Below are 11422 nucleotides of genomic sequence, written 5' to 3'. Positions count from 1 at the left end.
GCTTTTATGTAGTCATTTTACTACATAATACTACAGCACGATGTCAGCACCGAAAACAGACTCGTCCGCGCGGGGCAGGCAGGTACCGCGGCGACGAGGAAGCTTGCGCAGGCACTTGGGTCATGGCTAGTGTCATGAAGGCCGGCCCGGCGGCAGGCGGCCCGGCCGGCCCCGACCCGTGACTGGCGTGAATCAGGTGGCTGGGGTAGGGTAGGCGCATTTTTCCGCCGACAGCCCGGCGCCGTCGGCAATGGACACCTTGCCGGTTCCCGACGCCGGGAGCCGGCCAGTCGAAAGTGGAGCACTATGGGCAAGTCACTGGTCATCGTCGAGTCGCCGGCCAAGGCCAAGACGATCAACAAGTACCTCGGCAACGACTATATCGTGAAGTCGAGCGTCGGCCATATTCGCGACCTGCCGACCAGCGGCTCGGGCAAGAATGCCTCCGACCCCAAGGAGCGCGCGCGCCAGGCGGCGGCGACCCGCAAGATGTCGCCGGAAGAAAAGGCGGTCTACAAGAAGCAGAAGGCCTGGACGCAGCTGGTTCGTCGCATGGGGCTCGACCCGGAACACGGCTGGGAAGCCAACTACGAGATCCTGCCCGGCAAGGAGAAGGTCGTCGAGGAGCTGGCCAAGCTGGCCAAGAAGGCCGATGCCATCTATCTCGCCACCGACCTTGACCGCGAGGGGGAGGCGATCGCCTGGCACCTGCGCGAGACCATCGGCGGCGACAACGACCGCTACAAGCGGGTGGTGTTCAACGAGATCACCAAGAATGCCATCCAGGAGGCCTTCAAGGAGCCGGGGACGCTCAACATGCCCCGGGTCGAGGCGCAGCAGACGCGTCGCTTCCTGGACCGGGTGGTGGGCTTCATGCTGTCGCCGCTGCTGTGGAGCAAGGTCGCCCGCGGCCTGTCGGCAGGGCGCGTGCAGTCGGTGGCGGTGCGCCTGATCGTCGAGCGCGAGCGCGAGATCCGCGCCTTCGTCCCCGAGGAATTCTGGGATGTGCATGCCGACCTGACGCCCGCCGGTGACGACACTCCGGTGCGCTTCGAGCTGGTCCGCCAGGACGGCAAGCCGTTCCGGCCCACCTCCGAGGCCGAGACCCTGGAGCGCATCGCCGCGCTGCGCACGGCGGAGCTGGCGATCACCGCCCGCGAGCAGAAGCCGACCCGCTCGAAGCCCAATGCGCCCTTCATCACCTCGACCCTGCAGCAGGCGGCCAGCGGCCGGCTGGGCTTCTCGGTCAAGAAGACCATGACGCTGGCCCAGCGGCTCTACGAGGCGGGCTACATCACCTACATGCGGACCGACTCCACCAACCTCTCCCGGGAGGCGGTGGACAGCGTGCGGACCTACATCGGCGAGGCCTACGGCGAACGCTACCTGCCGGAGTCACCCAACCGCTACTCCAGCAAGGAGGGCGCCCAGGAGGCCCACGAGGCGATCCGGCCGTCGGAGGTGACCCGTACCACCGCCGACCTCAGCGGCATGGAGCGCGACGCCGAACGGCTCTACGAGCTGATCTGGCGGCAGTTCGTGGCCTGCCAGATGACGCCCGCCGAGTACCTGTCGACCACGCTGACCGTCGAGGTCGACGGCTACGAGCTGCGTGCCCGCGGGCGGGTACTCAAGTTCGATGGCTACACCCGGGTGATGAAGCCCACCGGCAGGAAGGACGAGGACCAGACGCTTCCCGACCTGGCCGAGGGCACCGCCATGCAGCTGGTGTCGCTCGACCCGCAGCAGCACTTCACCAAGCCGCCGGCGCGCTTCACCGAGGCGAGCCTGGTCAAGGAGCTCGAGAAGCGCGGCATCGGTCGGCCGTCGACCTATGCCTCGATCATCTCGACCATTCAGGATCGCGGCTACGTCAAGCTCGAGAACCGGCGCTTCTATGCCGAGAAGCTCGGCGACATCGTCACCGACCGGCTGGCCGAGTCCTTCGACGACCTGATGGACTACGGCTTCACCGCGCGCATGGAGGACAACCTCGACGAGGTCGCCGAGGGGCAGCGCAACTGGAAGGGGCTGCTGGACGACTTCTACGCGCATTTCAAGCAGCAGCTCGAGCGGGCCGAGGCCGAGGACGGCATGCGTCCCAATCAGCCGGTGCCCACCGACATCGACTGCCCCAAGTGCGGGCGCAAGATGCAGATCCGCACCGCCTCCACCGGCGTGTTCCTGGGCTGCTCGGGCTACAACCTGCCGCCCAAGGAGCGCTGCAAGACCACCATCGACCTGATCCCCGGCGAGGAGGCGGTGGCCGCCGACGCCGGCGAGGATGCCGAGACCGATGCACTGCGCGCCAAGCATCGCTGCCCCGAGTGCGGCACGGCGATGGACAGCTACCTGATCGACGAGACCCGCAAGCTGCACATCTGCGGCAACAGCCCCGACTGCGCCGGCTACGAGATCGAGACCGGCAAGTTCAAGATCAAGGGCTACGAGGGGCCGACCATCGAGTGCGACAAGTGCGGCGCCGACATGCAGCTCAAGTCCGGGCGCTTCGGCAAGTACTTCGGCTGCACCAACGAGAACTGCAAGAACACCCGCAAGCTGCTGCGCAACGGTGAGGTGGCGCCGCCCAAGATGGACCCCATCCCGATGCCGGAGCTGGCCTGCCAGAAGGTCGACGATCACTACGTGCTGCGCGACGGGGCGAGCGGGCTGTTCCTGGCGGCGAGCCAGTTTCCCAAGAACCGCGAGACACGCGCGCCGCTGGTCAGGGAAATCCGCGCGCATGCCGAGGCGCTGCCCGAGAAGTATCGCTTCCTGCTCGAGGCGCCCGACGAGGACCCGGACGGCCGTCCGGCACAGATCCGCTTCTCGCGCAAGACCAAGAGCCAGTACGTGATGACCGAAAAGGACGGCAAGGCGTCCGGCTGGAAGGCGACCTACGACGATGGCCGCTGGCAGATCGAGGACAAGCGCAAATGACGCCACGGGGACGCACCAACCAGTTGCTCTATCAGGCCGAATTGCTGCTCGGCATGCCCGTCGGCGATGACGAGCATGCCTCGGCACGCCGCATGGCGCGCGAGGAGGGGGCGCTGGCGCTGCTCGGCCTGGCACTGAACGCGGCGCTGCGCGAGCTGACCGAGCATGCCGCCCTGGCGAGCCATGACTGGCGCGACCTGCTGGGATCGCAGGGCGAGAGCGTTGCCGAGCTGCAGCGCCTGCGGGTACTGCGTGCCGACCCGCAAAGCTGGCTCGGGCACTTGTGCGCGCAGCTTGACGCCCTCGAGTCGGTCGAGGGGGCGGCACGTCGCGAGGCCGACGCCTCGCTGATCGCCATCGCCGATCGTCGCCCCCTGGGCGAGGAGCTGCAGGCCGGCATCCAGGCATTCAAGGCCGAGCTGGCGCGCCTGCGTGAAACCAGCGTCGAATGGTGACGCTCGCGGCGCGGGAGTGGTAAGCTGGGGCAAAGACAATGACGACCACGGCCATGCGCTGTGGTCGTTTTTTGTTGTCATGACAGGACATACCGAGGTGACCGTGTCTGAGACCGCCGTACTGGAAATCGTCGAGCTCGCCGATGGCGAGGTTATTCTGCGTCCCGCCGAGGGGGAGGGGGAACCGCTGCTGCGCATCCGCTTCTCGGAAGAGGCCGCGGGGCTGCTGCGAGAAAGCCGCTTCGAGGTGGCCCGCGAGATGATCGATCACGCGATCACGCGCACGACCCTGTGGGAGGGCGAGCGCGAGGAGGCCTCGGTTCCCGAGACGGTACACTGAAAGCCTCTCGCAGGACGCCCATGCCGGCCTGAGCCGGTGCCGTCAGCCACCTCGCGCTGCATTCGGCCCGGCGAGAGCCCCTCCGGCCGGCGCCGAAGCCCGACGACGCCTGCCGCCATAGCGGCTACCCTCAACACTGGCGTGGCGAGGGAGGGCAGGGAAATGCGTCTGAGGATCGGTTACGAAATCGTCTACGAATGCCCGCAAGCGTTGCCGATGATCGTGATGACGCACGTGCACTCGTCACGGGCGTCGGACCTGGTGGCGCCGGATTACCTGATCACGGTGCCGTCGCTGCCCACCGAGCCCTACCGCGACTCGTTCGGCAACTGGTGCGTGCGGCTGGTGGCGCCGCCCGGCCGCACCGTGATCGCCGCCGATGCGGTGATCAACGACCCGGGTCAGCCCGACCTGATGCATCCCGAGGCGCAGCAGGTGCCGGTGGAGCGGCTGCCGGCGGAGACCCTGCTGTATCTGATCGGCAGCCGCTACTGCGAGACCGATCGGCTCTCCGACATCGCCTGGCAGCTGTTCGGCAATGGCCCCACCGGCTGGCAGCGCGTGCAGGCCATCTGTGACTTCGTCCACCGGCACATCAGCTTCGGTTACCCGTATGCCCGGGCCACCAAGTCGGCCTGGGAGGTCTATCACGAACGGGGGGGCGTGTGCCGCGACTTCGCCCACCTGGCGGTGACCTTCTGCCGGGCGATGAACATCCCGGCTCGCTATTGCACCGGCTATCTCAGCGATATCGACATTCCGCCGCCGCACGCGCCGATGGACTTCCATGCCTGGTTCGAGGCCTACCTCGACGGCCGCTGGTACACCTTCGATCCGCGCAACAACGACCGTCGGGTCGGGCGTATCCTGATCGCCTACGGTCGAGACGCCGCCGATGTGCCGATCGCCAACACCTTCGGCCCCAACAGCCTGGTCGCGTTTCGGGTCTGGACCCATGAAGACGACGGCCGGTCGCCACTGGCGCCGGGCTGATCCTGTTTTTCTCGCCTCGGGAGCCGAGCCTTGGAGCGCATTGCGATCCTCATCGACGTGCAGAACGTCTACTACACCACCCGCCAGGCCTTCGGCCGGCACTTCGACTACCGGGCGTTCTGGCGCCGGGCCACCGCCGATCGCCAGGTCGTCGCCGCGTTCGCCTACGCCGTGGACCGCGGCGACGAGCAGCAACGCCGCTTCCAGGACATCCTTCGCGGCATCGGCTTCACGGTGAAGCTCAAGCCGTTCATCCAGCGCCGTGACGGCTCGGCCAAGGGCGACTGGGACGTGGGGATCACCCTCGACGCCGTCGAGCTCGCCGCCGAGGTCGAGCGCCTGGTGCTGGTCTCCGGCGACGGCGATTTCGCCCTGCTGGCGGATCGACTCGCCGAGCGTTTCGCCATTCCGGTCGAGGTCTACGGCGTGGCGGAACTGACCGCCGAGGCGTTGAAGCGCGCGGCGTCGAAGTTCATTGCCATCGACGACACCCTGCTGATCGCACGACCCGGGTAGCGCCGCCGGATCACCGCTCAGATATCGCGGTGGCGCTTCATCCAGTTGATCAACCCGCCGTCGAGCAGCACCTCGACCTGTCGCGGGGTCAGGTCGTGGCGCAGGGTGATCTTGCCTCTGGGGGTCTCGGCGGTCAGGGTGTCGCCGTTCTTGAGGGCCTTGTGCAGTCCCGAGAAACGCAGCGTCTGGCCGGACTCCAGCGCATCATAGTCGGCGTCGCTGTCGAAGCGCAGGGGCAGCACGCCGAAGTTGACCAGATTCTGCCAGTGGATGCGCGCGAAGCCCTTGGCCACCACCACGCGCAGGCCCAGATAGCGCGGTGCGATGGCGGCGTGTTCGCGGCTCGACCCCTGCCCATAGTTGCCCCCGGCGATCACCGTGTGGTCGCCGGTGTCGTGGGCGTTGCCGACGTAATCCGCGTCGACGGGGCCGAAGCAGAAGTCCGCGATTCGCGGGATGTTGCTGCGGTAGGGCAGCACCTCGTTGCCGGCGGGCATGATCTCGTCGGTGGAGATGTCATCGGCCATCTTCAGCAGGATCGTCAGTTCGAGATCGTCGCCGATCGCTTCGAACTCCGGCAACGAGGCGATGTTGGGCCCCTTGATCAGCTTGATCCGCGAGGACTCCGGTTCGGGCAGCGGCGCCATCAGGTGGCGGCTGTCGAGGATCGGATCGGCCGGATCGCTGACCCGGGGATAGTCGACGTCGAGATCGCGGGGATCGGTGATCTCGCCCTTCAGCGCCGAGGCGGTGGCGGTTTCCGGGCTGCACAGGAACACGCGGTCCTCGCGGGTGCCGGAGCGACCGGGAAAGTTGCGCGGGGTGGTACGCAGGCTGTTGGTGTCGTTGGCCGGCGCCTGGCCCATGCCGATGCAGCCGTTGCAGCCGGCCTGGTGGAGGCGGGCGCCGGCGCCCAGCAGGCTGAGCACATGACCGTCGCGGGTCAGGGTCTCGAGGATCGAGCGAGAGGTGGGATTGACGTCGAACGAGACCCAGTCGCTGACCCGGCGGCCCTTGACCATCTCCGCGGCGACGGCGAAGTCGCGATAGCCGGGGTTGGCCGACGAGCCGATATAGGCCTGGGACAGGCTCTCGCCGGCGACCTCGCGGACCGGTACCACGTTGCCGGGGCTCGAGGGCCTGGCGATCAGCGGTACCACGTTCGACAGGTCGATGGTCTCGTGGACGTCGTAGTCGGCGCCCTCGTCGGCCTCGAGCGGCGAGAAGTCGTCGGGACGGCCCACCGCCGTCAGGAAGCGCTTCACCGCCTCGTCGGCGGGGAACACGCTGCTGGTCGCGCCCAGTTCGGCGCCCATGTTGGCGATCACGTGGCGGTCCATCGCCGACAGGCTGGCGAGCCCCGGGCCGTAGTACTCGATGATCCGCCCGGTGCCGCCGTCGACGCCGTGGCGGCGCAGCATCTCGAGGATCACGTCCTTGGCGCTGACCCAGTCGGGCAGCGCGTTGGTGAGCTTGACGCCCCAGATCTCGGGCATCTTGAGGTGAAAGGGCTCGCCGGCCATGGCCATCGCCACGTCGATGCCGCCGGCGCCGATCGCCAGCATGCCCATCGAGCCGGCGGCGGGCGTGTGGCTGTCCGAACCCAGCAGGGTCTTGCCGGGCCTGCCGAAATGCTGCTGATGCGTCGGGTGGCTGACCCCGTTGCCGGCCCGCGAGAACCACACCCCGAGCCGGGCGGCGGCGCTCTGCAGGAAGCGGTGATCGTCGGGGTTCCGGTTGTCCTCCTGGATCAGGTTGTGATCGACGTACTGCGCCGATACCTCGGTTCGGACCCGGTCGAGTCCCATCGCCTCGAGCTCCAGCATCACCATCGTGCCGGTGGCATCCTGGGTCAGGGTCTGGTCGATGGTCAGGGCGATCGGCTCGCCGGGTTGCATGCGTCCCTGCGCCAGATGAGCGTCGATCAGTTTCTGCGCCACGTTCATGGCCATGATGTGTCTCCTTTCACGGATCCTTCCGGCAATGGATGGCTTTCCTCCTCCAGTGTAGAAAATCACGTCCCGTCGACTAACGTCGCACGCCGGAGTCACTGACGCGGCGGAGAGGGTGTTCTATGTTACGTAAACGTCAACACGCGAATGGCCGTCCAGCGTTGAAAGCCGGCCGTGTCACGTCGGTGCGCGTTCCGTCCCCCGACGGTGCCGCCGACTACAGTGACGGTGTGGGGGGCGACCGCCGCCCCGGCCGACTGCCGTCCGGAGCTCGCTCACGAGGCGTTCGGCTCCGGTCCTGTGGTGTGACGCACGCCTCCCGTGATCCGGAAGGCGACAAGGAGCGACGAGCATGAGTACAACAGCCAGCGCGGACATCGTTCATGAACCGACCTTCCTGAACGGCGATGAATTCCACATTCCCCGTCTCGAGCTGCTCCGGCAGGACGGGACGCTGCACCCTCAGGCCGCACCGCCCGAACTCGAGCGCGAGACGGCATTGCGCATCTATCGCGCCATGCTGTTCACCCGGGTGCTCGACGAGCGGATGCTGGCCGCCCAGCGCCAGGGGCGGCTGAGCTTCTACATGCAGTCCACCGGCGAGGAGGGTACCGTGGTCGGCAGCACCGCGGCGCTCGATCCCGGCGACATGATCATGGCGCAGTACCGCGAGCAGGGCGCGCTGGCCTACCGCGGCTTCGGCCTCGACGAGTTCATGGACCAGCTGTTCGGCAACGAGCACGATCACGGCAAGGGCCGGCAGATGCCGATCCACTACGGCTCGAAGACGCTCAACTACCTGACCATTTCCTCGCCGCTGGCCACCCAGATCCCCCAGGCCACCGGTTATGCCTACGGCCAGAAGCTGGCCGGCGACGGCCACTGCACGCTGACCGTGTTCGGCGAGGGCGCGGCCTCGGAAGGCGACTTTCATGCCGCGCTCAACATGGCCTCGGTGCTGCAGGTGCCGGTGATCTTCCTGTGTCGCAACAACGGTTATGCGATCTCGACACCCGCTCACGAGCAGTTCCATGCCGATGGCATCGCCCCTCGGGCCTTCGGCTATCGCATGAAGGTGATCCGCGTCGACGGCAACGACATCCTCGCCGTCTACCAGGCGACGCAAGAGGCGCGCAAGCTGGCGGTGGAGCACAACCAGCCGGTGCTGATCGAGGCGATGACCTACCGCCTCGCCGCGCACTCGTCGTCGGACGATCCCTCGGGCTATCGCAGCCGCAAGGAGGAGGAGGCCTGGCGCGACAAGGACCCGGTATTGCGCATGAAGCTGTGGCTCGAGGGCCAGGGCTGGTGGAGCGAGGACGAAGAGAAGCAGGAGCAGGAAACCCGCCGCCGCGAGGTGCTCGAGGCCATGAAACGCGCCGAGAAGCGTCCGCCGCCGCCGCTGGACAGTCTGGTCAGCGACGTCTATCAAGAGTTGACGCCGGCGCTTGCCGAGCAGCTCGAGGCGCTCAAGGCGCATATCCGCAAGTATCCAGAGGCCTATCCCAAGAGCGCGCCCGCGCTCGACACCGAGCGGGGAGATGCGCGCGATGCCTAACATGAACATGCTGCAGGCCATCAACCAGGCGCTGGACACGGCAATGGCCGCCGACGACAAGGTAATCTGCTTCGGCGAGGACGTCGGGGTGTTCGGCGGGGTGTTTCGTGCCACCAGCCACTTGCAGGACAAGTACGGCCGCGATCGCTGTTTCAACACGCCGCTGGTCGAACAAGGCATCGTCGGCTTCGCCAACGGCCTGGCCGCCCAGGGCTCGGTGCCGGTCGCCGAGATCCAGTTCGCCGACTACATCTTTCCGGCCTTCGATCAACTGGTCAACGAGACCGCCAAGTTCCGCTATCGCTCCGGCAATCTGTTCGATGTCGGCGGGCTGACCATCCGCACCCCCTATGGCGGCGGCATCTCGGGGGGCCATTACCATTCGCAGTCTCCGGAGGCCTATTTCGCTCACACCCCGGGGCTCAGAATCGTCGTGCCCCGCAATCCGCACCAGGCCAAGGGCCTGCTGCTGGCCGCGATTCGCACGCCCGATCCGGTGCTGTTCCTCGAGCCCAAGCGGCTGTATCGCGCCGCCGTCGGCGAGGTGCCGGACGAGGACTACGAGCTGCCGCTGGGCGAGGCGGAAATCACCCGCGAGGGCACGGACATCACCCTGCTCGCCTGGGGGGCGCAGATGGAAGTCCTCGAACAGGCGGCCGAACTCGCGGAAAAGGAGGGCATTTCCTGCGAGGTCATCGACCTGCGCAGCATCCTGCCCTGGGACGTCGAGACCGTGGCCGAGTCGGTGCTCAAGACCGGCCGCCTGGTGATCAGCCACGAGGCGCCGCTGACCGGCGGGTTCGCCGCCGAGATCGCCGCCACCATCCAGCATCGCTGCTTTCTCTACCTGGAGTCGCCCATCGCCCGGGTGACCGGCCTGGACACACCCTTCCCGCTGACGCTGGAGAAGGAGTACCTGCCGGATCACCTGAAGGTCCTCGAGGCGATCAAGGCCACCATCGATTACTGAGCGGCGAGTTCGGGAGAGACAGGACATGAGCGATTTCATTCTGCCGGACATCGGCGAAGGCATCGTCGAGTGCGAGCTGGTCAAGTGGCTGATCCAGGAGGGCGACGTCATCGAGGAGGACCAGCCGGTCGCCGAGGTGATGACCGACAAGGCGCTGGTCGAGATACCGGCGCCTCACGCCGGGCGCGTGACCCGTCTCTACCACCGCGAGGGCGAGACGGCCCGCGTGCATGCGCCGCTGTTCGCCGTCGAGCCGCTGGAGGGGGAGCCGTTGGAGCAAGCCTCGGCCGCCGGCACCGAGGAATCACCGGCTCAGGCGGAGGTGCCCGACGCGTCGAGCGCTCCCTCGAGCGACGCGTCCGGTCGCGAGGACGAGGACGCGGCGAGCGAGGACTTCATCCTGCCGGATATCGGCGAGGGCATCGTCGAGTGCGAGGTGGTGGAATGGCGTATCCGCGAGGGCGACGAGATCGACGAAGACCAGCCGGTGGTCGACGTGATGACCGACAAGGCGCTGGTCGAGATCACCGCACCCCGGGCCGGCCGCGTCACGCGGCTCTACTACCAGCCTCGGGAGAGCGCCCGCGTTCACGCGCCGCTGTTTGCCTATGTACCGCGTGATCGGCAGGCCGGCGCGGCTGTCCCGTCACCCCGCCACGAGCCGGCACGTTCCGGCCCGACCGAGCGCGGCCCGACCGAACGCGGCCCGACCGAAACGGCATCAGCCGAACGTCCCCGAGCGGGTTCCAGTGCGGACAGGGGCAGGGGGCCCTACGGGCGGATTCCCGCCAGCCCGGCGGTGCGGCGCCTGGTGCGCGAGCTCGGGGTGAGCCTCGCGGACGTGCCGGGCTCCGGCAAGCACGGCCGGGTGCTCAAGGAAGATATCCTCGCCTTCAAGAAGGCGCGTGACGGCAAGGGGGCGACCCCGACGCCCGCGGCGTCGAGCACGCCCGACCATGCCACGGCCGAGCGGGCGGCGGACGACGAGGTGCGTGTCGAGCCGCTGCGCGGGGTGCGGGCGGCGATGGCCCGGCGCATGAGCGAGGCGGCGGCGACCATTCCCCATTTCAGCTACGGCGACGAGATCGACGTGACCGAGCTGCTGGCACTGCGCGAACGGCTCAAGCCGCTGGTCGAGCGCGATGGCATCCGGCTGACGCTGATGCCGCTGGTCATGAAGGCGCTGGGCCTGGCGGTGACGGCCTATCCGATCCTCAACAGCCGGCTCAGCGACGACGGCCGCGAGATCCACTACCAGCCGCACTGCAATGTGGGCATGGCGGTGGACAGTCGAGCGGGGCTGCTGGTACCCAACGTCAAGCGTGTCGAGCGGCTCAGCGTGCGCGAGATTGCCGCCGAGGTGGCGCGGCTGACCGAGGCCGCCCGCGAGGGCCGGGTCGCGCAGGCCGACCTGCAGGGCGGCACCATCAGCATCTCCAACATCGGCGCCCTGGGCGGCACCTATGCGGCGCCGATCATCAATCCGCCGGAGGTGGCGATCGTCGCCCTGGGCCGGGTCCAGACCCTGCCGCGCTTCGATGCCGAGGGCAGGGTGGTGTCGCGTTCGATCATGACCATCACCTGGTCGGGGGACCACCGGATCATCGACGGCGGCACCATCTCGCGCTTCTGCAACCGCTGGAAGGACTACCTCGAGGCGCCGCAGACCATGCTGCTCGACATGGCCTGAGCGATACG

At 67.6% G+C, this 11422-nt stretch carries 9 protein-coding genes; 8 read left to right on the top strand and 1 reads right to left on the bottom strand.

Annotated features, from left to right (window positions below; translation table 11 throughout):
• Positions 1-306 precede the first annotated feature (306 nt).
• From topA to KGQ91_RS14565, 5 genes are all read left to right on the top strand, one after another.
• Positions 307-2940, top strand: a complete 2634-nt coding sequence (topA, locus tag KGQ91_RS14585; protein ID WP_163649054.1) for a type I DNA topoisomerase — start codon at positions 307-309, stop codon at positions 2938-2940.
• Positions 2937-3395 (top strand): DUF6586 family protein, encoded by a 459-nt coding sequence (locus KGQ91_RS14580; RefSeq protein WP_163649053.1) that lies wholly within the window; start codon positions 2937-2939, stop codon positions 3393-3395. Before topA ends, KGQ91_RS14580 begins: the two co-directional genes overlap by 4 nt.
• Positions 3396-3498: 103 nt before the next feature.
• On the top strand, positions 3499-3735 hold the full coding sequence (locus KGQ91_RS14575; RefSeq protein WP_163649052.1) for a hypothetical protein: 237 nt from the start codon (positions 3499-3501) through the stop codon (positions 3733-3735).
• Positions 3736-3897: 162 nt separating this feature from the next.
• Positions 3898-4728 (top strand): transglutaminase-like domain-containing protein, encoded by an 831-nt coding sequence (locus tag KGQ91_RS14570; protein ID WP_224414588.1) that lies wholly within the window; start codon positions 3898-3900, stop codon positions 4726-4728.
• Between the two features lie 30 nt (positions 4729-4758).
• Positions 4759-5244 carry a LabA-like NYN domain-containing protein gene (locus tag KGQ91_RS14565; protein ID WP_224414589.1) on the top strand — a complete coding sequence of 162 codons (486 nt, stop codon included), beginning with the start codon at positions 4759-4761 and terminating at the stop codon, positions 5242-5244.
• 17 nt (positions 5245-5261) lie between these two features.
• On the opposite strand, the gene KGQ91_RS14560 is transcribed toward KGQ91_RS14565, so the two are convergent.
• Positions 5262-7196, bottom strand: a complete 1935-nt coding sequence (locus KGQ91_RS14560; protein WP_224414590.1) for an aconitate hydratase — start codon at positions 7194-7196, stop codon at positions 5262-5264.
• A gap of 352 nt (positions 7197-7548) precedes the next feature.
• On the opposite strand from KGQ91_RS14560, the gene KGQ91_RS14555 reads away from it, so the two are divergent.
• The 3 genes from KGQ91_RS14555 to KGQ91_RS14545 are packed head-to-tail and all read left to right on the top strand — an operon-like array spanning position 7549 to position 11414.
• Positions 7549-8754, top strand: coding sequence for a thiamine pyrophosphate-dependent dehydrogenase E1 component subunit alpha (locus KGQ91_RS14555; protein ID WP_224414591.1), 1206 nt, complete (start codon positions 7549-7551; stop codon positions 8752-8754).
• Positions 8747-9724 (top strand): alpha-ketoacid dehydrogenase subunit beta, encoded by a 978-nt coding sequence (locus KGQ91_RS14550; protein ID WP_224421312.1) that lies wholly within the window; start codon positions 8747-8749, stop codon positions 9722-9724. Before KGQ91_RS14555 ends, KGQ91_RS14550 begins: the two co-directional genes overlap by 8 nt.
• Before the next feature lie 25 nt (positions 9725-9749).
• Complete coding sequence (locus tag KGQ91_RS14545) at positions 9750-11414, top strand: dihydrolipoyllysine-residue acetyltransferase (RefSeq protein WP_224421311.1); 1665 nt, start codon at positions 9750-9752, stop codon at positions 11412-11414.
• Positions 11415-11422 lie beyond the last annotated feature (8 nt).

The sequence above is a fragment of the Modicisalibacter tunisiensis genome (assembly GCF_020148005.1).
Classification (GTDB): Bacteria; Pseudomonadota; Gammaproteobacteria; order Pseudomonadales; family Halomonadaceae; genus Modicisalibacter; species Modicisalibacter tunisiensis.
This window is presented reverse-complemented; position numbering and strand designations above follow the sequence as displayed.

What these genes read in the sequence shown, in the direction of transcription:
- topA (WP_163649054.1), top strand. Translation starts at nt 307, where the DNA reads ATGGGCAAGTCACTGGTCATCGTCGAGTCGCCGGCCAAGGCCAAGACG.
- KGQ91_RS14580 (WP_163649053.1), top strand. Translation starts at nt 2,937, where the DNA reads ATGACGCCACGGGGACGCACCAACCAGTTGCTCTATCAGGCCGAATTG.
- KGQ91_RS14570 (WP_224414588.1), top strand. Translation starts at nt 3,898, where the DNA reads ATGCGTCTGAGGATCGGTTACGAAATCGTCTACGAATGCCCGCAAGCG.
- KGQ91_RS14560 (WP_224414590.1), bottom strand. Translation starts at nt 7,196, where the DNA reads ATGGCCATGAACGTGGCGCAGAAACTGATCGACGCTCATCTGGCGCAG.
- KGQ91_RS14555 (WP_224414591.1), top strand. Translation starts at nt 7,549, where the DNA reads ATGAGTACAACAGCCAGCGCGGACATCGTTCATGAACCGACCTTCCTG.
- KGQ91_RS14550 (WP_224421312.1), top strand. Translation starts at nt 8,747, where the DNA reads ATGCCTAACATGAACATGCTGCAGGCCATCAACCAGGCGCTGGACACG.
- KGQ91_RS14545 (WP_224421311.1), top strand. Translation starts at nt 9,750, where the DNA reads ATGAGCGATTTCATTCTGCCGGACATCGGCGAAGGCATCGTCGAGTGC.